Origin of the sequence: Phenylobacterium sp. NIBR 498073 (assembly GCF_027286305.1) — a bacterium.
In the GTDB taxonomy this organism is placed as follows: domain Bacteria; phylum Pseudomonadota; class Alphaproteobacteria; order Caulobacterales; family Caulobacteraceae; genus Phenylobacterium.
Genome location: NZ_CP114599.1, coordinates 2,430,991 through 2,457,424, shown reverse-complemented (window position 1 = coordinate 2,457,424; position 26,434 = coordinate 2,430,991). Strand labels below are relative to the sequence as shown.

Here is a 26,434-nt window from a genome sequence, read left to right as displayed (position 1 = left end):
GCGCCGTCGCGTTGTCGCTCACTTACGCAAAAGACGGGGGAGGGGCGTATGACCGACAGCTTCACGACGAACGTGCCCGCGAGGCTCGATCGACTGCCCTGGAGCCGCTTCCACTGGCTGGTGGTGGCGGCCCTGGGGATCACCTGGATACTCGACGGACTGGAGGTGACCCTGGTCGGATCGCTGTCGCCGGCGATTTCCCAGGGGCTTGGCCTCAGCACCACCCAGATCGGGCTGTCGGGCAGCGCCTACATCCTGGGGGCGGTGCTGGGCGCCTTGGTGTTCGGGAGGTTGACCGACACCTTCGGGCGGCGGCGGCTGTTCACGATTACGGTCGCGGTCTACCTGGTCGCGACGATCGCCACCGGCTTCGCCTGGGACTTCTGGTCGTTCATGCTGTTCCGGTTCCTGACCGGCGCCGGGATCGGCGGCGAGTACGGGGCGGTGAACTCGGCGATCCAGGAGCTGATCCCGGCGCGCCGGCGCGGCTACACCGACCTGGCGATCAACGGCAGCTTCTGGCTCGGCGCAGCGCTGGGCGCGATGGGTTCGCTGGTGGTGCTGGATCCGAACCTGATCGACCAGGCCTGGGGCTGGCGGCTGGCCTTCATCATCGGCGGGCTGCTGGCGCTGATCGTCATCTGGGTCCGCCGCTACATCCCGGAAAGCCCGCGCTGGCTGATGACGCATGGCCATCCTGAGGAAGCCCTGGCGGTCGTCGAGGCGATCGAGGCGCGGGTCGAACGCGATACGGGCCGCTCCCTTGGTCCCACGAACGACCTGCCGACCCTGCGTCTGCGGCCGATGCGGACGTCGTGGTTCGACATCGCCCGCTCGCTGGTGGTCCGCCACCCCAAGCGCACGGTGCTGGGCCTGGTGCTGATGGCGACCCAGGCCTTCTGCTACAATGCGATCTTCTTCACCTACGCCCTGATCCTGACCAAGTTCTACGAGGTTCCGGCCGCCTCGATCGGCTGGTTCATCCTACCGTTCGCGGCGGGCAATTTCCTGGGACCGCTGCTGCTCGGGCACTTCTTCGACAGCGTCGGGCGCAAGCCGATGATCGCGCTGACCTATGGCCTGGCCGGCGCGCTGTTGTGCGCGACAGGATGGATGTTCTCGGCTGGGCTGCTGACCGCCACGACCCAGACGGCGGCGTGGACGGTGATTTTCTTCTTCGCCTCGGCAGGAGCAAGCGCGGCCTATCTGACCGTCGGCGAGAGCTTTCCCCTGGAGACGCGGGCTGTGACCATCTCGCTGTTCTACGCCTTTGGAACGCTGCTGGGCGGGGTCGGCGGGCCGGCCCTGTTCGGGGCCCTGATCGACAGCGGCGAGCGCGGCCAAATCTTCTGGGGCTATCTGCTGGGCGGCGGCCTGATGCTGAGCGCAGCGGTCGTCGAGCTGTTCCTGGGCGTCGCCGCCGAGCGCAAGCCGCTGGAGGAGGTCGCCCCGCCGCTGTCGGTGATCGACGACGTCCCCTAGAGCAAATTCGGATCCGATTGGATCGGGATTTGCTCAGGACTCTTTGAAATATAGGGCATTTTCTTCGCCGAACCGGCAACCACTTCGGCGGAAATTGCTCTAGACGGGCCACTCGGCCGGCGCCGCACCGAGCGGCGTCGTCGGGCGGGCCCAGCGCGCCGGGGTCACCGACATTCGCACCGGCGGGCGCAGGTGGCGGACGGGGCCGAAGCCCGACGGCGAGGTGACGCGCCAGGCGTCGATCTCGGCCGGGGCGGCGGGCTGCACCTTGGCGAGATCGTCGGCGGGCTTGAGGCCCAGGCCACGCAGCCAGGTCGCGGTCTGGACCAGCGACACCCGCACCAGATAGCTGCCGCCGTAGCGGGCGCGGCGCTCCAGCGCCGCCAGCGTACCGAAGGCGGCTAGGAAGCCCGTGGTGTAGTCGGCGACGGCGCCCGGCTGCAGCTTCGGCCCGGCGTCGCCGCCGTGAACATCGGCCATGCCGGTCACGGTCTGGGCGAGTTGCTCCCAGCCTGGCCTGTTCGCCCAGGGGCCTTCATGCCCATAGGCGTTTATCGAGGTGTAGACGATCCCGGGCCGCAACTTGGCGAGATCGAGGGGGCCGAGGCCCAGCCGCTCTAGGGCTCCTCCGCGGTAGCCCTGGCTGAAGACGTCCGCACGCGCGATCAACTCCTTCAGCCGCGCCAACTGGCCGGGGTCCTTCAGATCGAGCCAAGTCGAGAGCTTGCCGTGCCCCACGTCGCTGATGAAGAACTCGGTGGCCGGCAGAGTCGGCGAGGCGACATAGAGGACGTCCGCCCCGTGCTGGGCCAGGGTTTTGCCGCAGGTCGGCCCGGCGAGCACCCGGGTCAGGTCCAGGACGCGAACCCCTGAGAGCGGAGCCTCGCCGCGGTCGGGCAGGGGCATGGGCGGACCATCGGCGATCTTGACGATCTCCACGCTCGGCCGGGCGGCGAGGATGCGGCCCTGTTCGGAGGCGTCCCATTCCTGGGCGGTGCGGACCATGGCCCCGCAGACGCCCGCGTCTGCGATGGCGTTTTCCAAGTCTAGCGCCGACCATTTCAGCGCCTCGGCGGCGACCGCTGCGGTGTCGGCCGGGGAGCCCATCAGCTGGTGCAGCTTGGCGGCGCTGTCCGGGAAGCTCGGATGCAGAAAGACGTGGCGCCCGTCCTTGGTCGGGAAGAACCCCATGGCCGGGGTGCCGCGTCCGCCGCCGCCGGCGTCCTCGGGCCGTTGCGGCGGTGCGCGGTCGGGGTCTTCGAAGATCTGCAGGGCGAAGCTGACCAGCGCAGCTCCGGCCTCGCGGGGCGAGACGCTCACCTGCTGGGTCTGACCGGTCCGCAGCGTCCAGAGCTCGGCGGCGAGCGCGCCCACCGCGGCCAGCGCGGCGGCGGCTCCGGCCTCGGCCTGGAAGCGGGTGGCTATGGCGGGCGGTTCGTCGTCGATGCGGACGAAATCGGGCCGGGGGCGGCCGGCCAATCGCATCAGTTGTTCGAACGCGGCGTCGGCCGTGGCCATCGGCACTTTCCCTTCAGGCTATGGTCAGCCGGCGAACACCGTCTCGGCGACGGCGGCCGGAAGCACCCGATACTCGCCCGCCGCCAGGTCATCCGGCAGGACGAGGCCGCCGATCCGGTCCCGGTGCAGCGCCGTCACGTGGTTGCCGACGGCGGCGAACATCCGGCGGACCTGATGATAACGGCCTTCCTCAATCAGCAGCCGCGCCCGGCGTTCGCCCAGCGGTTCCAGCACGGCCGGCAGCAGCGGCTTCTCCTCGCCCTCGAGCATCAGCGTCCCAGCGGCGAAGATCTCGCCCTCGTGGCCTTCCAGCGGGCGGTCGAGATCGGCGACATAGCTTTTCTGCACATGGCGGCGCGGCGAGATCACCCGATGCAGGAAATCACCATTGTCGGTGATCAGCAGCAGGCCGGACGTTTCCTTGTCGAGCCGGCCCACGGTCGACAGCGCCGGGTCACGCACTCGCCAGCGCGGCGGCAGCAGGTCGTAGACCCGATCGCCGTATTCCTTGTGCGAGCAGACGACGCCCAGCGGCTTGTGCATCATCACCACCAGCGGCGGCGGCGGGTCGACGGGCTTGCCCATGATCCGCATGCGATCTGGCAGGTCCGCGCCGATGGCGATCCGCGCGCCGGCATCGGTCAGGGGCACGCCGTCCAGCACCACCTGGCCGGCGGCGACCAGGCCGTGCATTTCCTTCCGGCTACCATAGCCTAGGTTGGACAGCAGGCGGTCGAGCCGCATGGTCGGCGTCTTGCTCATTTGCGGGCCTCGTAGACCTTGTAGCCGCCGCCGTCGGCGACCGGCGTCACGGCCTTGAACGCTTCGGCCAGCACCGCTTCGTAGGGCAGGTGACGGTTGGCAGTCAGCCAGAGCCGACCACCGGTCCGCAGGGCGTCGGCGGCGGCGCGGATGAAGGCCTGGCCCAGCCGCCGGTCTTCCTGGCCGCCGTCGTGGAACGGCGGGTTCATGACCACGAAGTCCAGGTTGGAAAGGTTCTTTGCGGCCGTCCGGACGTCGGCCCAGACAAACGTCGCCCGCGGGTCGACGACATTGTGCTCGGCGCATTCGACCGCGCGGCGATCGAGGTCGATCAAGGTCAAGGCGGTGACGGCGGGCGAGGACAGCGCCGCGCGCGACAGCCAGCCGACGCCGCAGCCGAAATCGGCGCCAGCCCCGCTGAGCGCGGGAAGGTGGGCGAGGAGCAACTCGCTGCCCGGGTCCAGCCGATCCCAGCTGAACACGCCCGGCTGCGACCAGAGCCCGCTCGGCAGGATGCGGGGCGCGCCGTCTTCCAGCGCGGCGGCGAGCGCCAGCGATCCGGCCGGCCGTTCAACCTCGCAGATCCGGTGATGGCGGCGGGAGGTCTCGACGACCTCGCAGCCCAGGCCGGTCAGGGTCTTCTTCAGGCGCAGGCCGCCGCGATCCTTCGGCGCAGCGGCGGCCAGCGCGCCGCCAGGGCGCAGAACGCGCAGCGCCTGGGCCAGCAGATAGCGCGCCTCGATCGCGCCGCCGGGGACCAGCAAGGCGATCTCGTCCTGGCTGGCGTCGGCCAGCTTGGCGATATCGGTCGATTCCGGGATCAGCGGCGACAGCTGCACGGCCCCCTTGGGCGTCTCGATGACGTCGGGCGGCGGGTTTCCGTAAACGGCTGAAGACAAGGCTGAAGGTCCAGGCGAATCTGTTGCGGCATCTGTAGCCCGTCGCAATCGGACACCGAAGTTGAGTTGGCGGCGACCATCGACGGGTCCAGGTGTCTTCGCATGGCGAGCATCCATCCGACAGCCGTTGTCGCGCCCGGCGCGCAGATCGACCCCAGTTGCGAGATCGGCCCCTATGCGGTGATCGGGCCGGGCGTGCGGCTGGGACCGGGCAATGTCGTCGGGCCTCATGCGGTGCTCGACGGCGAAACCGAGATCGGCGCCGACAATCGGTTCCTGGCCTCGTGTTCGATCGGGGCCAGTCCGCAGATCACCGGGCGGGCCGGCGACGTCGGCCGCCTTCGGATCGGCGCGGGCAATGTGTTTCGCGAGTTCGTGACCGTGCATTCCGGCGGCGAGGCGACCACCCGCATCGGCGGCGGGGGCCTGTTCATGGCGACGGCGCACGTCGCTCATGACTGCGTGATCGGCGACGAGGTGGTGATGGCCAACGGGGCGACCCTGGGCGGACATGTCGAAATCGGCGACCGCGCCCAGCTCAGCGGCCTCTGCGCGGTCCACCAGCACGTGCGGATCGGCGAACTGGCCTTTGTCGCGGGCGGAGCGATCGTCACCCAGGACGTGGCCCCGTACTGCCTTGTCCAGGGCGACCGCGCGAGACTGGTGTCGATCAACGCCGTGGGGCTGCGGCGGGCGGGGATCGGGGCGGGGGACACGGCGGTTCTGAAGCGCGCCTTCCGGGCGATCTTCCACGGCGACGGCGCGCTGGCTGATCGCCTGGCGGCGGTGGAGGTCGGCGCAGACGACGAGCGCGTCCGGCGGCTGGTGGCGTTCATGCGCTCCAGCGCCCGCGGGGTGATCGCCACGCCGCGCCGGAACCTTCCGGCTGCGGCTTAAAGCGCCGCGCTACGCCCACGCTTGCTGTTTGTGGCGCAATGGGCCAATTCGTTGGCCCGTGCCCCGGGGGTGAGTCCGGATTGCACCACATTCCTGTGGAACTTGTCCGCCTTGGTTGTGGAATCGCCGGCGGTCACGGCAGGGACGTACGAGGAGTTTTGCGAGCATGTCAGTGTCAGCCCCGAACGGAACGCGCCCGGCGGCCGCCCAATTGAAGCCCCGGATCGTGGTGTTCGGTGTCGGCGGCGCCGGCGTGAACGCGGTCAACAACATGATCGAGCAGGGGCTGGAGGGCGTCGACTTCGTCGTCGCCAACACCGACGCCCAGCAGCTGTCGCTGTCCCTGGCCAGCCAGCGCATCCAGCTCGGCGTGCGGGTCACGCAAGGGCTCGGCGCCGGGGCCAACCCCAACGCCGGTCTCAGCGCCGCCGAGGAGTCGGCTGAGGACATCATCCGCTATCTGGACGGCGCGGACATGGTGTTCATCACCGCCGGCATGGGCGGCGGCACCGGCACTGGCGCCGCGCCGTTCGTGGCGCGCTGCGCCCGTGAGCGCGGCATCCTGACCGTGGGCGTCGTCTCCAAGCCGTTCCGGTTCGAGGGGCGCCACCGCATGCGCCTGGCCGAGGCCGGCCTGCAGGAGCTGCAGCAGTACGTCGACACCTCGATCATCGTCCCGAACCAGAACCTGTTCCGGGTCGCCACCGAACAGACGACCTTCGCCGACGCGTTCGGGATGGCCGACCAGGTGCTGCATTCGGGCGTGCGCTCGATCACCGACCTCATGGTGTTGCCCGGTCTGATCAACCTCGACTTCGCCGACGTGCTGAGCGTTATGGGCGGCATGGGCAACGCCATGATGGGCACCGGCGAGGCGACGGGCGCGGACCGCGCGGCGGTCGCCGCGCAGAACGCCATTCAGAACCCGCTGCTCGACGAGACCTCGCTGGCCGGCGCCAAGGCGGTGCTGATCAATGTCACCGGCGGGACCGACATGACCCTGCTGGAGGTCGACGAGGCGGCGAACGTCATCTCCGACCAGGTCGATCCGGACGGCAACATCATCTTCGGCGCGGCCTTCGATCCTTCGCTGGAGGGCCGGCTGCGGGTGTCGGTCGTCGCCACCGGCATGAACTCGGTGAACGGCCGCGATGCGGTCCCGGCGCCGGCCCAGGCCGCGGAGGCGCCGGTCGCCCAGGATGGTGCGCCGTCTTCGACGCCCCGCCGCTTCTGGTAGCGCGGGTCTCGGACTTCAGAAGGTGAAGGTCAGGCCGATCAGCGGGCCGCTGAAGGAGGCGTCGTAGTCGATGCGGTCGCCTTCCCACTTCGTGGAATAGAAACGGTAGCCGGCCTCGGCGGTGAGCAGATCGTTGAACTGGTAGCTGAGATAGGCCTGCACCTCGTAGAGGCTCTCGGACGAAACGCCGAAGCCGCCGACGCTGGCGAGGCCGATCACGCCGAAATGCTCGCCGATCAGGGTCTTGCCGCGCACGCCGATGACCGGATCCCAGAGATCTTCCTTGGCGCCGAAGTCGATCCGGCGGTTCGGCGTGCTCACCGCGACGTCGGCGTCGATGCCGAGGTAGTGGGCCCCGCCGAGGAGGTCGACCGACGCGCGGTCGGTCTCGTAGGCGCGCCAGTAGCCGACGATCATGCCCTTGGCGCCCGAGATGGTGACCTTGCCGTCGGCGTCCGGCAGGGGGCCGGCGGCGATGTCCTTGTCGGCCTCGACCTCGTAGTAGGTGAGGTCGCCAAGCACTCCGAACTTTCCATAGCGGACGTCGGCCGAGCCGGTGAATGCACCGGACAGGCCAATATCGTCGAAGTTCACCTGGACGTCGGGATTGATCGACGGGCGCGAGCCGCCGCGGCCTGAGGCGAGGGCGACATCCCCGGTCGGGAAGGCGATCCAGACGTAAGGCGTCACCGAGAAGGTCCAGTCGTCCTCGGCGTGCGCCGCCGCCGGAAGGCCGGCTGTCGCCGCCAGCAAAGCGAGTAGCCCGATCGTGCGCATGTTGGATCTCCTGGCGAAGCTTCCCGGAGATTGGGCCATGCGGCCGCGCAATGCTGTCAGGGTATGACCCTAGATGAGCTGCTCGGAAGACCTACTCCGTCGGCTTGCGCAGGTAGAGCTCGCGATCGAGTTCGCCCTCCCACTTGGCGACGGTGACCGCGGTGGAGAGGTCGCTGGTGGCGCTGGTGATCGTGCGGGTCATATCCAGGAGCCGGTCGAACGGGAGGATGAAGCCGACGACCAGGGCGGTCTGCTCGGCGCCGAGGCCGATGACCTGCAGCACCGCGGCCAGCATGAACAGCGAGGCCGAGGGCACCGGGGCGGTGCCGAGCGCCACGACCGTGGTGGCGAGCGCCAGCATCACATACTGCGAGAAGTGCAGGTCGACGCCGAACGCCTGGGCCGACAGCACGGCCAGCAGCGCCACGTAGAGGGCCGTGCCGTCCATGCTGAGCGTCACGCCGAGCGGCATGGCGGTCGAGGTCACCGCATGGCTGACGCCGAGGTTCTTCTCGGCGACCCGCATGGCGACGGGCAGGGTGGCGGCGCTGGACGAGGTGGAGAAGGCGATGGCGACGACGTCGGTGATGTCGCGGAAGAACGGCAGCACCGGCAGGCGGGCGACCAGGCGCACCAGGCCGCCATGGATGATCAGGGTCTGGAAGGCGCAACCCAGCACCAGGGCGGCGGCGAGTTTCAGCACGTGGACGAAGGCGCTGGGGCCGCTCGTGCCCATCACCCAGGCGACCAGGGCGAACACGCCGAAGGGGGCGACCTCCATCACGAAGCGCACGATCTGCAGCATGATGTCGGCGCCCATCTGGAACAGACGGCCGACCGGCTCGGCGCGAGGCGCGATGGTCAGGATGGCGAGGCCGACGAGGATCCCGAAGAAGATCACCGACTGCACCGCGCCCTCGGCCAGGGCGGCGATCGGGTTGGTCGGGATGATGCTGATCAGGTGCTCGCCGAGGCTCGGCGGCGCCTTGGCGACCTGGGCGGGCGCGGCGCCGGCGAAATCCATGCCGACGCCGGGCTGGAAGATCACGCCCATGATCATGCCGACGCTGACCGCGATCACCGTCAGGGTTAGGTAGAGGCCCAGGGTTTTGGAGCCGATGGCGCCGAGCCGCTTGGGATCGCCCATGCTGGCGATGCCGGACACGATGGAGAAGAACACCAGCGGCGCGACGACCATGCGGATCAGGCGGATGAAGACGTCGCCCATCCACTTCAGCTGCACCGCGGCCTCGCCGAGCGCCAGACCGACGATGGTCCCCAGCACCAGGGCGATCAGGACCCGCTTCCACAGCACGACGCCGAACCAGTAGCGCCGCAGCAGCGCCCCGGCGGTGCGCCGATGGGCGGCCTGGTCAGCCGAAGGGCGGGCGTCTTGCTCGGTGGCCATCAAGTGTTCCCAGGGTGCGGGCGCGTCGGCCGTCAGGGCCGACGATAGTCGCGGCTGCGCGTCACGCTAGTGCGCCGCGCAGCCGCAGGATCAGTTGCAGGAACCTGCCGTCGGGGCGTGCAGCACGCCGACGCCGGGCAGGGCGCCGGTCGGCTGGCCGTCGCGGACCACGAACTTCCCGTTCACCAGCACCTGCTCGGCGCCTACGGACAGCAGTTCCGGCTGCACGTAGGTGGCCTTGGGGGCGTAGGTCGCCGGGTCCAGCACCACGACGTCGGCATGGTAGCCGGGCCGCAGGTAGCCGCGGCCGGTAAGGCCGAAGGTGTCGGCCGTCAGGCCGGTGCTGCGGTGCACGAAGTCGCTCATGCTGACGGTCTGCTCGGCCTTGACGTACTTGGCGTACTTCTCGGCGAAGCTGGCGTACTTGCGCGGATGGCCTTCAGAGCCGTCGGACGAGGTCATCACCCAGGGCTGGCGCATGAAGGCCTTGATGTCGTCCTCGCTCTGATTGAACGAAGCGACGCCGGCGTCGCCGCGCTGCAGGATGCGCACGGCCGCTTCGATCGGGTCGACGTTCCAGAGCTTGGCGATTTCGGCCAGGGTCTTGCCCTTGGCCTCAGCGACCTGGGTGCGGGTGAGCAGCAGGGAGTCGGGGCCGCCGCGACGGCGCATGTTTTCGGCCATTTCAGCGCGGATCTTGGGGCCGAGCGTCGGATCGGCCAGCCGCTTCAGCATCGCGCTCTCGCCGTCGACCTGGGCCCAGCGCGGCAGCAGGGCGGCCGACAGGCCGGTGCCCGAGGCGGCCCACGGATATTGGTCAGCGGTCACCTTTAGCCCGGAGGCCTGGGCGGCCTCGACCATCCTGATGATCTCGCCGGCCTGGCCCTGGACGTCGACGCCGAGCGCCTTGATGTGGCCGATGTGGACGGCAATGCCGGCCCCGCGGCCGATGTCGAACACCTCCTGCACCGCGCCCTTCAGGCCGATCGTGTAGGAAGACTCGTCGCGGATGTGGCTGTCGTAGGTTCCGCCGCGCTTGGCCGCTTCCTTAGCCAGCGCGATGACCTCCTCGGTCTTGGCGTAGCTTTGCGGCGGGTAGAACAGGCCGGTCGAGAGACCCAGCGCGCCCTCGCACATGGCCTTGGCGACCATGCCCTTCATCTGGTCCAGCTCGGCGGCGTTGGGCGCGCGGTCGGAGTCGCCCAGCACGCGCTGGCGCAGGGTCCCGAAGCCGACATAGGTCGCCACGTTGGTCCCGACGCCGTTCTGCTCGAGCTTGGCGAAGGTGTCCTTGACCTCCGGCGCGGCGCGGCCGTCGCTGCCGACGAACACCGTCGTCACGCCCTGCATGGCGGCCGCGAGATTGCGCCGCATGCCGGCGTCGGTCGACGACAGGTCCTCGAAGTAGTGGGTGTGGGGATCGATGAAGCCGGGGGCGACGACCTTGCCCTTGGCGTCGATCGTGGCGGCGGCCTTGAGCTTGGCCTTGGCGGCGTCGCCGACGAAGACGATCTTGCCGCCCGCGATGGCGACGTCGGCGGTGACGCCGGCGCCCTGGCCGCCGTCATAGACCGTGCCGCCCTTGATCAGCAGGTCGGCCTGTTGGCCCGCCTGGGCGAGGCCAGCCGAGCCGAGGCATAGCGCCAGTGCGCTCGCGCCGGCGACGGCGATCTTCTTGGACGTGGTCATCAAGCCTCTCCCCCAATACCCGCGCCCACGGCGCCGTCGGCAAATCTCGTCCCCCGGCCGGACCTCGCCTAGCGTCAGACGCTTGGCGAGGTCATAGCCTGCGGGCATGGCGTTCCCCAGAAGCCGGGCGCCGCCGGCGCCAGCTTGCCGGCCTGCAGGCGCACGCCGCCCGGATGGTCGGCCTTGAGCCACAAGGGGCCGTCCAGGTCGACGAACTCGGCCTCGCGCGCCAGCAGCAGGGCCGGAGCGATGGACCGCGAGCTCGAAACCATGCAGCCGACCATCACGCCGAATCCGCGGGACCGCGCCGCGGCCAGCAGGTCGAGGGCTTCGGTCAGCCCGCCGGTCTTGTCCAGCTTGATGTTCACGACCTGATAGCGGCCGGCCAGTTCGTCCAGATCGGCGGCGACGTGGCACGATTCATCGGCGCAGATCGGGATGGCGGGCTCGAAGCCCTCGAGTTGATGATCCTCGTCCGACGGCAATGGCTGTTCGACCAGCGCCACCTTCAGCTCCTGCAGCACGGGCTGGATGTCGCGCAGCAGCGCGAAGCTCCATCCCTCGTTTGGATCCACGATCAGCTGGGCGTCGGGGGCTGCCGCGCGGACCGCGCGCAAGCAGGCCTCCGGCTCGGTCGCGTCGACCTTCACCTTGATGACCGGCGCTCCGTTCATCGCCGCGGCGGCCCGGGCCATGGCCTCGGGACTGTCCAGGCTGACCGTCAGGGCGATGGTCACCGGTTGCGGCTCGGGCTGGTGCAGCAACTCGGCCACGCTGCGGCCTGACAGTTTGGCCTCCAGGTCCCAGAGCGCGCAGTCGATGGCGTTGCGCGCCGCGCCCGGCGGCAGGGCGCGCATCAGCTCGATGCGGGTCATGCCGCCGCGAACCGCCATAGCGACGGTTTCGATCTGGGCCAGCACGCTGTCCAGGGTTTCGCCGTAGCGGGCGTAGGGGACGGCCTCGCCGTGGCCGATCTGTCCCTCGTGCCCGATCTCGACGGCGACCACGTCGGCCGCCGTCTTTACGCCGCGCGAGATGCGGAACGGCGCGGCTAGCGGCCAGTGTTCGCGGCGAGCTTGGAGGGTTCGAAGCATTCGATCAGCCTGTCGACGATAAGATTGACGCCCATGGAGACCGGATCCTGGGCGGGCAGGCCGAGGAGGTCGCTGGCCTCGGCGCAGGCGCGGTGGGCGGCTTCCGGCGTCATGCCCGAGGTGTTGAGCGCCACGCCGACCGCGATCACGTCGGGGCTGGTGAGGCGGGCGGCGGCGAGGTTGGCCTCCAGACAGATCTTGAGGTCTGGCAGGGCGCGGCCGGGAAGGCCGCGCATGCTCTCGCGGCCCGGCTGGTGGCAGATGACCAGGGCGTCGGCTTGGGCGCCGTGCAGCAGGCCGAGCGAGACCCCGGCGTAGGAGGGGTGAAACAGCGAGCCCTGACCTTCGAGCAGGTCCCAGCCGCCGTCGTGGCGCGCCGGGGAGATCTGCTCGGCGGCGCCAGAGATGAAGTCGGCGACCACAGCATCGATCGGCACGCCGGACTGGGCGATGAAGATGCCGGTCTGACCGGTGGCCCGGAAATCGGCCTTCAGGCCGCGGGCCTGCATCTCCTTCTCGAGCGCGAGGGTCGTGTACATCTTGCCGACCGAGCAGTCGGTGCCGACGGTCAGCAGCCGCAGGCCCGCCCGGGGGCGGCCGTTGCCGACCGGTATGTCGGCCGGCGGCTCGCGCACGTCGAACAGTTCCAGCCCGCCAGCCTGAGCGGCTTCGACGATCTCGGGGTGATTGCGCAGGCGGTCATGCAGACCCGAGGCGACGTTCAGGCCGGCGCGCAGGGCGGCGACGACGTCGGCGACGATGCTCGGGCCCATGATTCCGCCGGCGTTGGCGACACCGATGATCACCGTCCGGGCGCCCTTGGCCTTGGCTTCCTCGAAGCCCAGATGCGGCAGGCCGAGGGTCTGGTCGCACTTCGGACCGCGGAATTCCCCGACGCAGGCCTGCGGGCGCCAGACGGCGACGCCGCGCGACGTTTTCACGGAGAGCTCGTCCTGAGAGTCGCCGAGATAAAGGAGAAACGGGGAGGGGATCATCAACAGCTCCAGACCAGCCAGGGCGCGCCCGGCGGGCTGGATCATGTCGTCCGGCGGCCCCGGCGATAGGTCAAAGACGGGGTTGCGATATAGCCGCTGGTTATGTGTGCCGTTCGGCGAGAGTTTGTTGGAGGACTCCGATGAAGTCGCGTGCGGGCCGCGAGGGCGGCCGGTCTTCCAGGTAGATACAGTGAACGCCGAAGGTCACCTTGGGGGTCAGCGGCCTGAAGTCGAGTTCCGGGCTGAGACTGGCGCGCGCGGTGAATTCGTCCACCACGGCCACGCCCGCGCCGTGCCGCACGAGGGCGGCGGCCACGTAGTAGGTTTGCACGAAGATGCGCTCGCTGCGGCCGGGGTCGTCCTGCACGACCTCGCTGGCGAACAGGGCGCCCACGGGGCCGCTGCCGGCCAGGCTGATCAGGTCGCGGCCGCGGGCCGCGTCCAGGGCGAGACGCTCTGGCGCGTCCGGGATTTCGTCCTTGCGATAGAGCATGACCAGCTCGCCCGAACCGATCCGGACGTCGGCCAGCCGCGGGTGGCGCGGGGCGTCGTAGGCCACGGCCAGATCGCTGTTGCGCTCGTAGAGGGCCTTCAGGATGTCGTCGTTGTGCAGGGTGTGAATATCGAACGAAACGTTCGGTCTTTGCTGACGAAATCGAGCGACGGCGGCCGGGGCGACGCCCAATCCGAGGGACGGTAGAACCGCCAGCCGGATATGCCCGTCGCCGCCGGCGCGCAGGTTGCGCGTGGTCTGGCGCAGCGATTCGATGCGGCCATAGATGTCGTCGACCTCCCGGAAGAGGGTGTGCGCCTCGTCCGTAGGCACGAGGCGCCCTTTCACGAGGCGGAACAGTCGAAAGCCGATCCGGCTCTCGGCGTGTTTGAGGACCTTGCTGACCGACGGCTGGGAGACGTTGAGCGCGCGGGAGGCGGCGCTGACGGACCCCGACTGATAGACCGCATGGAAGACTTCGATGTGGCGCAGGTTCATCGACGAACCTGGAACTGAGACCATAACCATTCCCCCTCAACGCCACTGAAATCCTGATGCGCAACGCGGGACGTGCGGGACTGGGGCGAGAAAACGCGTTTGCGGAATAGCCGATCATTCAGCGCCGCCACAGGGGGCATCTGCCGCGTCCGGACGATTTCCTGAACGCCGTCGACCCATGAGCTCAGGTTATGGGCGGAGGAAGCCTTCGACATTGGCGTTGCGGGGTCGCCGACCAAAGGTCCGCGGCGATAAGACGACGGGCGGCGTCAATCGCCGTTCGCATGACGGGTATCGACGAGGGGACCATGCGAAATACAACGACATCGAACGGCCGCGCCACCGCGGCCGGCGGCCGGCTGCGCAAGACGGCTCTGGCGGGGGCCAGCAGCCTGGCCGTGGCCTGCATGATGCCGGCGGGGCCGGCGCTGGCCCAGGATCTGGTCGAGGAACTGGTCGTCACCGCCAGCCGGGTGAATCGCTCCGGATTCGACGCGCCGACCCCGACCACCGTCGTGGGCACCGACAACCTGCAGGCCGTGGCCGCGACCAATGTCGCCGACATGCTGAACACCCTGCCGACCTTCGGCGGCGGCACGACGCCGTCGACTACCTCGCACAGCTCGCAGAACGCCGGCGCGAACTTCCTGAACCTGCGCGACCTAGGCAACAACCGGACCCTGGTGCTGGTGGACGGTCGTCGTCACGTGCCGACGACCGCCAGCGGGCTGGTCGACATCAACGTCATTCCGGCCTCCTTGCTGGGACGCGTCGAAGTGGTGACTGGGGGCGCCTCGGCGGCCTGGGGTTCGGACGCCGTGGCCGGCGTGGTCAATCTGATCTTCCGTGAGGACCTTGAAGGCCTTGAAGGCCAGGTCCAGGGCAGCACCAGCCAGTACAAGGACAATGAGGAGTTCAACCTCGCCCTGGCCGGGGGGCTGCGTTTCGCCGGCGGCCGCGGTCACTTCATGGCCGCGTCCGAGTTCGTCGACATGAAGGGCGTCGGCGCCGACCGCGACTGGTTCCGCGAGCACCAGCAGGTGATCGCCAACCCAGCCTATCGCGCCGGCAACGGCCAGCCGCAGAACCTGCTGGTTCCCAACGTCACCGCATCGGTGGCGACGCTGGGCGGCCTGATCACCGACGGGCCTCTCAAGGGCCTGCAGTTCCTGCCGGGCGGCGCCACCGCGCCGTTCCGCTACGGCAACAATCTCGGCACCCAGTACCACACCGACGGCGACGGGCTCTATCCGGGCGACATCATCAGCCTGATGACCCCGCTGACCCGGGCCAACCTGTTCACCCGCACGACCTATGACGTGACCGACAATGTCGAGGCGTTCATGGAGGCCTCGGTCGCCTATGCCGAGACGACCTTCAACCTGTCGACGTCCTACGACCTGGGCACCCTGACCATCCGTCGCGACAACGCCTTCCTGCCGGCGCACGTCGGAGCCTTGATGGATGCGAACGGGGTTTCGACCTTCCGCATGGGCCGCTTCAACCGCGACATCGCCTTCAACGTGGTCGACAACAAGAACGCCACTTCGCGGATCGTCGTCGGCCTGAAGGGCGACTTCGGCGACGGCTGGAACTGGGACGCCTATTACCAGTACGGCCAGAACCGCTACGCGGCCCGGATCTTCAACAACCGCATCGCCGCCAACTTCACCAACGCCCTGGACGCGGTGATCAATCCGGCGACCAACCAGATCGTCTGCCGCTCGACCCTGAGCGCGCCGGGCAACGGCTGCGTGCCGATCAACCTGTTCGGCGAGGGTTCTCCCTCGGCCGCGGCGATCGACTACGTGACCGGCAGCCAGCACCTGGTCGCCAACATCGAGCAGCAGGCCGCCGCCGCCAGCCTGTCGGGCGAGCCGTTCTCGACCTGGGCCGGCCCGGTTTCGATCGCCACCGGCCTGGAGTACCGCAAGGACTCGGTCGAGCAGCGCGTCGACGCCATGGCCCAGGCGAGCCAGTTCTCCATCGGCAATCCCAAGGCGATGAAGGGTTCGTACGACGTCCAGGAAGCCTTCGTCGAAACGGTCGTCCCGCTGGCCAAGGACATGGCCTTCGCCCAGTCGCTGGACTTCAACGGCGCGGTGCGGGCGACCAACTACTCGACCAGCGGCACCGTCTGGACCTGGAAGGCCGGCTTCACCTACGAGCCGTTCGACGGCCTAAAGTTCCGGGCCACCCGCTCGCGCGACATCCGGGCCCCGAACCTGTCGGAGCTCTACTCGTCGTATGTGTTGACCTTCTCGTCGATCACCGACCCGGTGACCGGCCGGCAGTCGACGGTGCGCTCGCCGCAGCAGGGCAACCTCGCGCTGCAGCCGGAGGAGGCCGACACCTTCACCGCCGGGGTGGTCTACGAGCCTGCCTTCGCCCCGCGCCTGCGCCTGTCGGTCGACTACTACGACATCGACCTGCAGGGCGCGATCTCGACCCTGACCGGGCAGAGCATCGTCAACCGTTGCGCAGCCGGCGCGGCGGACCTGTGCCGCTACATCACCCGCAACCCCGACGGGTCCCTCAACGAGGTGATGCGGACCTTCATCAACCTGTCGAGCATCCAGGTGCGCGGCGTCGATACCGAGGTCAGCTACTCGACCCCGCTGTCGAACATCTTCGAGGCGGTCGGCGGCGACCTGACGCTGCGGTTCCTCGGCAGCTACCTGGATCGCTACGTCACCAATGACGGCATGACTTCGCTCGATACGGCCGGCGAAGTCGGTAACAACCGTCCGCACTGGCGCTGGACCGCCAGCGCGTCCTACGAGAACGGCCCGTTCAAGGGCTACGTTCAGGGACGGTACGTGGGCGAAGGCGTCTACGACGTCGAGCAGACCTATGACGACGCCCATGTCGACAGCCAGTTCGTGACCACCGTGTCTGGAGCCTGGAAGATCAAGGACGACGGGGCCCGCTCGCTCGAGGCGTTCGGGGTGATCAACAACCTGTTCGACGTCGATCCGCCGGTGTCGCCGAACACCTTCATCTTCGGCAGCCCGAACTCGGGGGCGGCGCACGACATCGTCGGCCGCCGGTTCACGGTCGGCCTGCGCTTCACCTACTAGAAGGCTGAAAGGCGCCGGTCAGGCCCCTGAGGGGCCGGCCGGCGCCGTGCCGCGCATCAGGTCGACGACACTGGCGCCGGCTTCATGCGCCGGCGGCCCGCGACGAGGGCCGCCGTCCCGGAAACGAGCAGGGCGCCCGCGCCGATCAGCCAGGGGCAGTGCGGCTGGCCGGCGGCTCCGCAGATGACCCCGAGTTGGGCGACGCCGCGGGCGGCCAGCCAGGCCATCTCCGCGCTGACCGCCGCCCCGACGAGCATGGCCGCGCCGGCGGCGGTGATCAGGTCCGACTTCAGCGACGTCATGGCGTTCTCCTTGAGTGGGGTGCAGCCATAGGAACTAGCCGGCCGCGCGACGCCTTGACCGAAATCAATGCCCCTAGGTCAGGGGGCGGCCATTCCCACAGGTGCTGTCACCATGACTCGCTTGGGGGACCATGACTACCTTGCCGGCTCCAGAGAGCAGGGCGCCGCGCGACGCGGTCCTTCTGTTCATCACCACGGGGATCTGCGCCTTCGGCGCGCTCCTCGCCACCGCCTTCACCGAAGACCCGCTGTTCCGGCTCCAGGGCTGGATATTCCTCGGCGCTTTCCTGGTCGCGCTGTCGATCATGACGGTCGCCATCAACTCCGGCCGGCTGCGCTCGCCGCAGGACCGCTACGCCGACGGCGTGGTGAGGGCGGGGGTCATCGCCACCATGTTCTGGGCGATCGTCGGCATGAGCGCCGGCGTGTTCATCGCAGCCCAGCTGTCGTGGCCGAACCTGCTGTATTTCCCTGAGCACGGCTGGCTGAACTTCGGCCGGCTGCGTCCGGTGCACACCTCGGGCGTGATCTTCGCGTTCGGCGGCAACGCCCTGATCGCGACCTCCTTCTACGTCGTGCAGCGGACCTGCCGCGCCCGGCTGGCCGGCGGCGTCTGGCCCTGGTTCGTGTTCTGGGGCTACCAGCTGTTCATCGTCCTGGCCGCGGTCGGCTACGTGGCCGGCATCACCCAGTCCAAGGAGTACGCCGAGCCCGAGTGGCTGGTGGACCTGTGGCTGACCATCGTCTGGGTCGCCTACCTGCTGGTGTTCCTCGGCACGCTCTGGAAGCGCAAGGAGCCGCACATCTATGTGGCCAACTGGTTCTACCTGGCCTTCATCGTCACCATCGCGATGCTGCACATCGTCAACAACCTGGCGGTGCCGGTCAATGGACTGAACAGCCGCAGCTACTCGCTGTTCGCCGGGGTGCAGGACGCCCTGCTGCAGTGGTGGTACGGCCACAACGCGGTCGGCTTCTTCCTGACCGCCGGCTTCCTGGCGATGATGTACTACTTCGTGCCCAAGCGCGCGGAGCGGCCGGTCTATTCCTATCGGCTCAGCATCGTCCACTTCTGGTCGCTGATCTTCATCTACATCTGGGCCGGCCCGCACCACCTGCACTACACCGCGCTGCCGCAGTGGGCCCAGACGCTGGGCATGACCTTCTCGATCATGCTGTGGATGCCGTCCTGGGGCGGGATGATCAACGGCCTGATGACCCTCTCGGGGGCCTGGGACAAGCTGCGCACCGACCCGGTCATCCGGATGATGGCCGTCGCGATCGCCTTCTACGGCATGGCCACGTTCGAGGGCCCGCTGATGTCGATCCGCGAGGTCAACGCGCTCAGCCACTATACCGACTGGACCATCGGCCACGTGCACTCCGGGGCGCTCGGCTGGGTCGGCTTCATCACCTTCGGCGCCGTCTACTGCCTGGTGCCGTGGCTGTGGAAGAAGGACGGCCTCTATTCGCTGAAGCTGGCCGAATGGCACTTCTGGATCGCGACCCTGGGCATCCTTCTCTACATCTGCGCGATGTGGGTTTCCGGGATCATGGAAGGCCTCATGTGGCGCGAGTACACGCCGCAGGGCTTCCTCGCGAACTCCTTCGTCGAGACCGTCGCCGCCAAGCACATCGAGAACGTCATCCGCACCCTGGGCGGGGCCATGTTCCTCGCCGGCGCGGTGATCATGTCCTACAACCTGTGGCGTACGATCCGCATGCCCAGCTCTGCGCCCAGCGCCCAGAGCCTGAGCGGTCCCGCCCCCGCGCTCGTCGCGGCGCAGTAAGGCGAGACAACCAACATGTGGAAACATCACGGTAAACTTGAGCGGAACTCCCTGCCGCTGGTCATCGCGATCCTGATCGTGGTGTCCATCGGGGGCATCGTCGAGATCGCGCCGCTGTTCTGGCTGGAGAGCACCGTCGAGGAGGTGGAGGGCGTGCGTCCCTACACCCCGCTCGAGCTCGCCGGCCGGGACATCTACATCCGCGAGGGCTGCTACACCTGTCACTCGCAGATGGTCCGCCCGCTGCGCGACGAGGTCGAACGTTATGGCCACTACAGCCTGGCGGCCGAGAGCATGTACGACCACCCGTTCCAGTGGGGCTCCAAGCGCACCGGGCCCGACCTGGCGCGGGTCGGCGGCAAGTACTCGGACGGCTGGCACAAGGACCACCTGGTCGACCCGCGCTCGGTCGTTCCGGAATCGGTGATGCCGCCCTACGCCTTCCTCTCGGAGAAGGCGCTCGACTACCGCGACATTCAGGACAAGATCCGCGCCATGACCAAGGTCGGCGTGCCCTACACCCAGGACATGATCGACAACGCCAAGGACGACCTGGAGACCCAGGCCGATCCCTTCGCGGCGGCCAGCAAGTTCCAGGCCCGCTACGGCGGCAAGGTCATCCAGCGCGACTTCGACGGCGAGCCGGACCGGCTGTCCGAAATGGACGCCCTGATCGCCTACCTGCAGATGCTCGGCACGCTCGTCGACTTCAGCACCTACGAGGCCAAGGCCCCGGAGAACCGTCGATGAGCGATCTCACCTACGAGACCGTGGCGCGGTTCGCCCAGCAAGGCGGCCTGATCTACTTCGGGCTGATCTTCGCCTGCGGCGTCGTCTACGCGCTCTGGCCGCGCAACCGCGAGGCGTTCAAGCGCCTCGCCAGCCTTCCCCTGCAAGATGATGAGGCCCCCGATGTCCAAGCGTGAACCCGACGAGGTCACGGGCGTCGAAACCACGGGACACGAGTGGGACGGCATCCGTGAACTGGACAACCCGCTGCCGCGCTGGTGGCTGTACATGTTCTGGGCCGGCGTCGTGGTGGCGGCCGTCTACTGGGTGCTGATGCCGGCCTGGCCCGGCGTGCGCAGTTACACCCAGGGCGTGCTCGGCCAGTCCGACCGCGCCGACGTCGTCGTCGCCCTGAACGACCTGAAGACCGTGCGCGGCGCCCAGGCCGCGCGGCTGAAGACCGCCAGCCTCGAGGAGATCGAGCGCGATCCGGAGCTGCAGGCCTACGCCCAGGCTGTCGGCCAGTCGGTGTTCGGCGACAACTGCGCCACCTGCCACGGCACCGGCGGGGTCGGGGCCAAGGGCTACGCCAACCTGCGTGACGACGTGTGGCTGTGGGGCGGTTCGCTCGAGGACATCCACCGCACCATCGAGGTGGGCGTCCGCGCCGACCATCCGCAGACGCGCTTCTCGCAGATGCCGGCGTTCGGACGCGACCAGATGCTGGGCGCGGCCGAGATCTCGGACCTGACCGAGTATGTCGTGGCGCTCTCGGGCCGGCCCGCCAACGCCGCCGCCGTGCGTCGCGCCGCGCCGGTCTATCAGACCCAGTGCGTCGCCTGTCACGGTCCGACCGGGACCGGCGACCAGAAGCAGGGCGCGCCGAACCTGACCGACCAGGAGTGGCTGTACGGCTCCACGCGGGCCGACATCCACGCCCAGATCTGGAACGGCCGCGGCGGCGTGATGCCCAGCTGGAAAGCCCGGTTCGACCCGGAAACTCTGAAGGCGCTCGCCGTCTACATCCACGCCAACGCCGGAGGCCAGTAGGGCCATGACCGTCGTCATAGACAGGACCCGAGCTTCCGCCCCCAAGCATGAAGCGGGTCCGGTCTCGGCCGCTGCCCGGGCCCGCAAGAGCGCGGACCCGGGCGGCGGTCTCTACAAGCCGCGCGCCCCGATCTATCCGAAGCTGGTCCATGGCCGCTGGCGCGCGATCAAGTGGGCGGTGATGATCGTCACCCTGGCGATCTACTACATCACCCCCTGGATCCGCTGGGACCGCCCAGGCGTGCTGCCGGACCAGGCGGTGCTGGTCGATTTCGCCGGCCGCCGGTTCTACTTCTTCGACATCCAGCTGTGGCCGCAGGAGGTGCACTTCATCACCGGCCTGCTGGTGCTGTCGGCGCTGGCGCTGTTCCTGGTGACGGCGCTGTTCGGCCGACTCTGGTGCGGCTACACCTGTCCGCAGACGGTCTGGACGGACTTGTTCATCTATGTCGAGCGCCTGTTCGAGGGCGACCGCAACGCGCGCATGCGCCTGGACGCCGCGCCGTGGTCGCTGGACAAGGCCTGGCGCAAGATCGGCAAGCACGCTGTCTGGCTGGGTATCGCCTTCGCCACCGGCGGGGCCTGGATCTTCTACTTCCACGACGCGCCGAACCTGCTGCGCGACTTCTGGGTGGGGGAGGGGCCGATCACCGGCTACGTATTCTGCGTCCTGCTGACCTTCACGACCTATGTGTTCGCCGGGACCATGCGCGAGCAGGTCTGCATCTACATGTGCCCGTGGCCGCGGATCCAGGGCGCGATGCTCGACACCAATTCACTGCAGGTGACCTATCGCTACGACCGCGGCGAGCCGCGCGGCGCCCACAAGAAGAACGCCGGCTGGGAGGGCCGCGGCGACTGCGTCGACTGCAATCAGTGCGTCACCGCCTGTCCGATGGGCATCGACATCCGCGACGGCGCGCAGCTGGAGTGCATCAACTGCGGTCTGTGCATCGACGCTTGCGACGAGATCATGCTCAAGGTCGACCGGCCCAAGGGCCTGATCGCCTATGACACCGACGCGGCGGTCGAGGCGCGGGCGGCCGGAAAGCCGGCGGTCTATCGGCTGGTGCGTTCGCGCACGGTCTTCTACGCGGTCGCGCTGGCGGTCGTCGGCGGGCTGATGGCCTGGGGGCTGATGACTCGGCCGACCATGGACCTCCACGTCCTGCACGACCGCAACCCGGTGTTCGTGCGGCTACACGATGGAGCGGTTCGCAACGGATACACGATCAAGATCGCCAACCGGACGTTCGAGGCCCAGACCTATAGCGTCGCCTTCGACGGTCCCAAGGGCGCGATCCTGAAGACGCCCGGCGACCGCGCCAGCCGCGACGTGCTGAAGGTCGAGGTCCCGGCCAACGAGGTCCGCGCGGTGCGAGTGTTCGTGACCCTTCCGCCGGCCGAGATCACCGCCGCAAACATGTCTGCCGCCTTCGTCGTCGCCACACCTTCGACGCAGACCCGAGCGGAGACGACCTTCCTTTCAGGAGCTGCGAACGCGCCATGACCGCCCGCGCCGTGAAGAAGCCGTTCCGGATCACCGGCTGGCACGTCCTCGTCTCCGTGGTCGCCTTCTTCGGAGTGGTGATCGCCGTCGACTCCCTGTTCCTGGTGCTGGCCTATCGCTCGCACCCGGGGCAGGTCTCGGTGACGCCCTACGAGGACGGGCTGGCCTACAACCGCGCCGTCGCCCAGCGCCGCGCCCAGGCGGCCATGGGGTGGACCGCGACGGCCGCGCCCGACGCCGACGGGGTGGTGGTGGAAATCGCCGACGCCAAGGGCCAGCCGGTTTCGGGCCTGCAGCTTACCGGCCTGCTGCGCCGGCCGGCGACCGAGGCCGGCGAGCATCCGCTGAAGTTCGCAGAAGCCGCGCCCGGCCGCTATCGCGCCCCCGCCAAGCCCGCCGCGGGAGCCTGGGACGTCCACGTCCAGAGCCAAGGGCAGGTCTTTCAAGCCGAGCGTCGACTGACATGGCCCTGACCGCTGATCGCCAGGATTTCACTGCCTTCCTCCGCCCAGTCGAGGGCGGCGGCCGCTCCTTGGAGTTGCTGGTCAAGGGCGCGCGATGCGCGGCCTGCATGGCCAAGATCGAGGGCGAGGTCCGGGCGTTGCCGGCCGTGGAGACGGCGCGGCTGAACCTCACGACCGGCAAGCTGACGGTGGGCTTTGAAGCCGGCGCGGGCGATCCCAGCCTGGTGCTCGAGCGGCTGGACGGCCTCGGCTATCCGGCGACGCTCTACGATCCGGGCAAGGCCGCAGCGGCGCGTGACGCCGAAGGCCGCCGCCTCACCCTGGCGCTCGGGGTCGCCGCCTTCGGCGCCGGCAATGCGATGATGTTCTCGGTGCCGATCTGGGCGGGCCTGTTCGGCCAGGAGCTCGGGCCGGCCACCCGAACCCTGATGATGTGGATGAGCGGAGTGATCGGCGCGCCGTGCGCGGTCTACGCCGGCATGCCGTTCTTCGAGTCGGCCTGGCGCTCGCTGCGTTCGGGCCGGGCCAACATGGACGTGCCGATCTCCATCGGCGTGATCCTGACCCTGGTGATTTCGTTCATCGAGACGGTGCTGCGTGGGCGCGACGCCTATTTCGACGCCGCCGTAACCCTGCTGTTCCTGTTGCTGATCGGGCGTTGGCTCGATCATCGCCTGCGCGCCAACGCCCGCAGCGCGGCGGCCGACCTGTTGGCCATGCAGGCGCCTTCCGCCGCCCTGCTTGGGGAGGACGGCGCCGAACGCCGCATCCCGCTCAGCGAGGTCGCGCCCGGCGACGTGCTGGTCGTCCGTCCGGGCGAGCGGATCCCCGTCGACGCAGTGATCGCCGCCGGCGTGTCTGAGCTCGACAAGTCGATGCTGACCGGTGAGACCCTGCCGGTGCGGGTGGTTCCGGGCGAGGCCTGCCAGGCCGGGGCCCTGAACCTGGGCGGCGTGCTGCGGCTGCGCGCCGTGGCCCGCTCGGAGGATTCCGCGGTCGCGGCCATCGCCCGCCTCGTCGAGGCCGGTGCGCAGTCCCGATCGAAGTACGTCCAGCTCGCCGACAAGGCCGCAGCGCTCTACGTGCCGATCATCCATACGGCGGCGGCGCTGACCTTCGTCGGCGTCTGGGCGCTGGGCATGGGGCCGCGCGAGGCGCTGCTGCGCGCGGTCGCGGTCCTGATCATCACCTGTCCGTGCGCCCTGGGCCTGGCGGTTCCGGCGGTGCAGGTCACCGCCTCAGCACGCCTGTTCCGGCGCGGGGTGCTGGTCAAGTCGGGCGCCGCGCTGGAGCGGCTGGCCGAAGTCGATCATGTGGTGCTCGACAAGACCGGGGTGCTGACCGAAGGCCGGCCCCAGCTGATCGACCCGGTTCCGACCGCCATCGCCATGGCCGCGCCGCTGGCCAAGGCCTCGGCCCATCCCCTGTCGCGGGCGCTGGCCGCCCATGCCGGGCCGACCTTGCTGGCCGACAATGTCGTCGAGACGCCAGGGCAGGGGGTCGAGGGCTATATCGGCGGTCGCCGCGCCCGGCTGGGCCGCGCCGCGTTCGTCGGCGTCGACGGGGCCCCGGCCAGCGAGACCGAGCTGTGGTTCGGGGTCGAAGGCGAAACCAAGATCCGCTTCGTGTTCGCCGACCAGCTTCGCGCCGATGCAGCCGCCGCAGTGGCGGCCCTGAAGGCCCGTGGGCTGAGCGTCGAGATCCTCTCGGGCGACACCTTCGCCGCCGTGGCGCGGGCGGCCGAGCAGGCCGGGATCGAGGCCTGGCGGGCGGCGCTGACGCCCGCCGACAAGGCGGCCCTGGTCGCCGAGCGCACCGCCGAAGGGCGCAAGGTGCTGATGGTCGGCGACGGCCTGAACGACGCCGCGGCCTTGGCCGGAGCGCACGCGGCGATGGCCCCAGGAACGGCGCTCGACGCCAGCCAGAACGCCGCCGACCTGGTGTTTTCCGGCGATCGGCTGGAGGCGGTGATCGAGGCGATCGATGTGGCCCGTTCGGCGCGCCGCCGGGCGCTGGAGAACTTCTCGTTCGCCGCGCTCTACAACATGGTGGCCGCGCCGGCGGCGATGCTCGGACTGGTCAACCCGTTCGTCGCCGCCCTGGCGATGTCGGGCTCGTCGCTGGTCGTGACCCTGAACGCCCTGCGCACCGGGGCGGGGAGACGCTGATGGATATTCTGATGTTCCTGGCTCCAGCCTCGGTGGCGCTGGCCCTGGTCGGCCTGGGGGCCTTCTGGTGGACGTTGCGCAGCGGCCAGTACGAGGACCCGGTCGGCGACGCCTCGCGGATCCTGGTGGAGCACGATCGCCCCGATTGACGGATATCACGGCGCGCTGAAGCCGATCGGGTGAGAAGTCCTGAGACACCACAGGAGCCGCCCGTGACCTTCACCGCGCTCAAAGACCCCCAGGCGCTGGCCGACCTGGTCGCCCGTTTCGACGGTCGCGCGCCGCGCTACACCAGCTATCCGACCGCCGTGCAGTTCACACCCGAGGTCGGCGAGGCGGTCTACCGACGCTGGCTGGCCGACCTGCCCGTGAGCGACCCGGTGTCGCTCTATATGCACATCCCCTTCTGCGCGCGGCTGTGCTGGTACTGCGGCTGCAACACGCGGGCCGTGAACCGGCACGAGCCGATCGCCGCCTATGTCGGCAAGCTGCTGGATGAAATCCGTCTGCTGGGCCAGGCGCTGCCGGGCAAGCTGCCCGCCAATGCGCTGCACTTCGGCGGCGGCACGCCGAACATGCTGGCCGTCGAGGAGCTGGACGTGCTGTTCGCCGCGCTCGGCGAGGTCTTCGACCTCTCGCCCGACATCGAGGTGGCGACCGAGATCGACCCGCCGGCCCTGACCCGCGAGTGGGTGATGGCCTGCGCCGGCCACGGCCTGCGCCGCGCCAGCCTGGGGGTCCAGAACCTCGACCCGCAGGTGCAAGCGGCCGTGGACCGCAAGGGCACGATCGAGGAGGCCGCCCGCTGCGTGGGATGGCTGCGCGAGGCGGGCGTCACGTCGATCAACTTCGACCTGATGTACGGCCTGCCGCACCAGACCACGGCCAACACCCTGGCGACCATCGATGCGGTGCTGAGCCTGCGGCCTGAGCGTCTGGCCTTGTTCGGCTACGCGCACGTCCCGTGGATGAAGTCGCACCAGCAGTTGATCGCCGAGGAGGCCCTGCCGGGGCCGGCCGAGCGGCTCGACCAGAGCGAGACCGCAGCCGAACGCCTGATCGCCGAGGGCTATGTCCGGATCGGGCTGGACCACTTCGCCCTGCCGAGCGACGAGCTCGCGGTCGCCCAGGCCGAGGGGCGGCTGCGCCGCAATTTCCAGGGCTATACGACCGACGCCGCCAAGACCCTGATCGGGATGGGCGCCTCGGCCATCGGCGCCTTCCCGCAGGGCTTCGTCCAGAACCTGACGCGAGAACTGGACTGGCGCGCGGCGCTGGATCGCGGCGAACTGCCGGTCGCCCGCGGCGTAGCGATCACCGATGAGGACCGATTTCGGGCCGAGATCATCGAGCGGCTGATGTGCGACTTTGCGGTCGATCTGAATGCTGTGTGCGCCCGTCATGGCCGCACGCTGGCCGACCTGGCGCTGATCCTGGCGCGGCTGGAGCCGTTCCGGCGCGAAGGCCTGCTGAACGCCGAAGCCGGCCGCGTCGAAGTGATCGGACACGGCCGGCTGGTGATCCGCTCGATCTGTGCGGCGGTGGACGCCTACTTCGACGCCCAGCAGGGCCGGCACGCCAAGGCGCTGTGA

The 26,434-nt window shown here is 69.1% G+C and carries 22 protein-coding genes and 1 pseudogene; 13 read left to right on the top strand and 10 right to left on the bottom strand.

Annotation, left to right across the window (positions count from 1 at the left end):
* Positions 1-48: 48 nt before the first annotated feature.
* Complete coding sequence (locus O4N75_RS12220; RefSeq protein ID WP_269625822.1) at positions 49-1,482, top strand: MFS transporter; 1,434 nt, start codon at positions 49-51, stop codon at positions 1,480-1,482.
* Between the two features lie 99 nt (positions 1,483-1,581).
* Here the strand turns inward: O4N75_RS12220 and O4N75_RS12215 are convergent, their stop codons facing one another.
* From O4N75_RS12215 to O4N75_RS12205, 3 genes are read right to left on the bottom strand one after another with little or no spacing between them, the layout of a single operon-like run.
* The gene (locus O4N75_RS12215) at positions 1,582-3,000 is read right to left on the bottom strand and encodes a CoA transferase (RefSeq protein ID WP_269625821.1); all 1,419 of its coding nucleotides are present in this window, start codon (positions 2,998-3,000) and stop codon (positions 1,582-1,584) included.
* A 24-nt stretch (positions 3,001-3,024) separates the two neighbouring features.
* On the bottom strand, positions 3,025-3,762 hold the full coding sequence (locus O4N75_RS12210) for a 16S rRNA pseudouridine(516) synthase (RefSeq protein WP_269625820.1): 738 nt from the start codon (positions 3,760-3,762) through the stop codon (positions 3,025-3,027).
* A complete protein-coding gene (locus O4N75_RS12205) occupies positions 3,759-4,661 on the bottom strand; it encodes a class I SAM-dependent methyltransferase (RefSeq protein ID WP_269625819.1) in 903 nt (300 codons plus the stop codon). Before O4N75_RS12205 ends, O4N75_RS12210 begins: the two co-directional genes overlap by 4 nt.
* Before the next feature lie 102 nt (positions 4,662-4,763).
* Here O4N75_RS12205 and lpxA point away from each other — a divergent pair, with 102 nt between their 5' ends.
* A complete protein-coding gene (gene lpxA, locus O4N75_RS12200) occupies positions 4,764-5,558 on the top strand; it encodes an acyl-ACP--UDP-N-acetylglucosamine O-acyltransferase (RefSeq protein ID WP_269625818.1) in 795 nt (264 codons plus the stop codon).
* A gap of 166 nt (positions 5,559-5,724) precedes the next feature.
* Positions 5,725-6,693, top strand: a pseudogene (gene ftsZ / locus O4N75_RS12195) (cell division protein FtsZ); the annotation flags it as partial.
* 117 nt (positions 6,694-6,810) lie between these two features.
* Here the strand turns inward: ftsZ and O4N75_RS12190 are convergent.
* The 6 genes from O4N75_RS12190 to O4N75_RS12165 all read right to left on the bottom strand — a co-directional run bounded on the left by O4N75_RS12190 (position 6,811) and on the right by O4N75_RS12165 (position 13,773).
* Positions 6,811-7,572, bottom strand: coding sequence for a hypothetical protein (locus O4N75_RS12190; protein ID WP_269625817.1), 762 nt, complete (start codon positions 7,570-7,572; stop codon positions 6,811-6,813).
* Between the two features lie 91 nt (positions 7,573-7,663).
* A complete protein-coding gene (locus tag O4N75_RS12185) occupies positions 7,664-8,980 on the bottom strand; it encodes a dicarboxylate/amino acid:cation symporter (protein ID WP_269625816.1) in 1,317 nt (438 codons plus the stop codon).
* Between the two features lie 90 nt (positions 8,981-9,070).
* On the bottom strand, positions 9,071-10,669 hold the full coding sequence (locus tag O4N75_RS12180) for an amidohydrolase family protein (RefSeq protein WP_269625815.1): 1,599 nt from the start codon (positions 10,667-10,669) through the stop codon (positions 9,071-9,073).
* A gap of 74 nt (positions 10,670-10,743) precedes the next feature.
* Positions 10,744-11,763, bottom strand: coding sequence for an N-acetyl-D-Glu racemase DgcA (gene dgcA, locus O4N75_RS12175; protein WP_269625814.1), 1,020 nt, complete (start codon positions 11,761-11,763; stop codon positions 10,744-10,746).
* On the bottom strand, positions 11,721-12,803 hold the full coding sequence (gene dgcN / locus O4N75_RS12170) for an N-acetyltransferase DgcN (RefSeq protein WP_269625813.1): 1,083 nt from the start codon (positions 12,801-12,803) through the stop codon (positions 11,721-11,723). The genes dgcA and dgcN overlap by 43 nt, the downstream gene beginning before the upstream one ends.
* A 55-nt stretch (positions 12,804-12,858) precedes the next feature.
* A complete protein-coding gene (locus O4N75_RS12165; protein WP_269625812.1) occupies positions 12,859-13,773 on the bottom strand; it encodes a LysR family transcriptional regulator in 915 nt (304 codons plus the stop codon).
* 284 nt (positions 13,774-14,057) lie between these two features.
* On the opposite strand from O4N75_RS12165, the gene O4N75_RS12160 reads away from it, so the two are divergent.
* Positions 14,058-16,829, top strand: a complete 2,772-nt coding sequence (locus O4N75_RS12160; RefSeq protein ID WP_269625811.1) for a TonB-dependent receptor — start codon at positions 14,058-14,060, stop codon at positions 16,827-16,829.
* Between the two features lie 56 nt (positions 16,830-16,885).
* Here O4N75_RS12160 and O4N75_RS12155 read toward each other — a convergent pair whose 3' ends face one another.
* The gene (locus O4N75_RS12155; RefSeq protein WP_269625810.1) at positions 16,886-17,131 is read right to left on the bottom strand and encodes a hypothetical protein; all 246 of its coding nucleotides are present in this window, start codon (positions 17,129-17,131) and stop codon (positions 16,886-16,888) included.
* A 305-nt stretch (positions 17,132-17,436) separates the two neighbouring features.
* Between O4N75_RS12155 and ccoN the strand changes: the two genes are divergently transcribed.
* The 9 genes from ccoN (at position 17,437) to hemN (ending at position 26,434) form a co-directional block, all read left to right on the top strand.
* Positions 17,437-18,921: a cytochrome-c oxidase, cbb3-type subunit I gene (gene ccoN / locus O4N75_RS12150; protein WP_269629366.1), complete on the top strand. Its 1,485-nt coding sequence runs from the start codon at positions 17,437-17,439 to the stop codon at positions 18,919-18,921.
* 15 nt (positions 18,922-18,936) lie between these two features.
* A complete protein-coding gene (gene ccoO / locus O4N75_RS12145; RefSeq protein ID WP_267230233.1) occupies positions 18,937-19,671 on the top strand; it encodes a cytochrome-c oxidase, cbb3-type subunit II in 735 nt (244 codons plus the stop codon).
* Complete coding sequence (locus O4N75_RS12140) at positions 19,668-19,847, top strand: cbb3-type cytochrome c oxidase subunit 3 (protein ID WP_267230235.1); 180 nt, start codon at positions 19,668-19,670, stop codon at positions 19,845-19,847. The genes ccoO and O4N75_RS12140 overlap by 4 nt, the downstream gene beginning before the upstream one ends.
* Positions 19,834-20,700 carry a cytochrome-c oxidase, cbb3-type subunit III gene (gene ccoP, locus O4N75_RS12135; protein ID WP_269625809.1) on the top strand — a complete coding sequence of 289 codons (867 nt, stop codon included), beginning with the start codon at positions 19,834-19,836 and terminating at the stop codon, positions 20,698-20,700. The genes O4N75_RS12140 and ccoP overlap by 14 nt, the downstream gene beginning before the upstream one ends.
* A gap of 4 nt (positions 20,701-20,704) precedes the next feature.
* Complete coding sequence (gene ccoG, locus O4N75_RS12130) at positions 20,705-22,210, top strand: cytochrome c oxidase accessory protein CcoG (protein WP_269625808.1); 1,506 nt, start codon at positions 20,705-20,707, stop codon at positions 22,208-22,210.
* A complete protein-coding gene (locus O4N75_RS12125; protein WP_269625807.1) occupies positions 22,207-22,683 on the top strand; it encodes a FixH family protein in 477 nt (158 codons plus the stop codon). The genes ccoG and O4N75_RS12125 overlap by 4 nt, the downstream gene beginning before the upstream one ends.
* Positions 22,674-24,842, top strand: coding sequence for a heavy metal translocating P-type ATPase (locus O4N75_RS12120; RefSeq protein WP_269625806.1), 2,169 nt, complete (start codon positions 22,674-22,676; stop codon positions 24,840-24,842). Before O4N75_RS12125 ends, O4N75_RS12120 begins: the two co-directional genes overlap by 10 nt.
* Positions 24,842-24,991, top strand: coding sequence for a cbb3-type cytochrome oxidase assembly protein CcoS (ccoS, locus tag O4N75_RS12115; RefSeq protein ID WP_267230247.1), 150 nt, complete (start codon positions 24,842-24,844; stop codon positions 24,989-24,991). The genes O4N75_RS12120 and ccoS overlap by 1 nt, the downstream gene beginning before the upstream one ends.
* A 63-nt stretch (positions 24,992-25,054) precedes the next feature.
* Positions 25,055-26,434, top strand: coding sequence for an oxygen-independent coproporphyrinogen III oxidase (gene hemN / locus O4N75_RS12110; protein ID WP_269625805.1), 1,380 nt, complete (start codon positions 25,055-25,057; stop codon positions 26,432-26,434).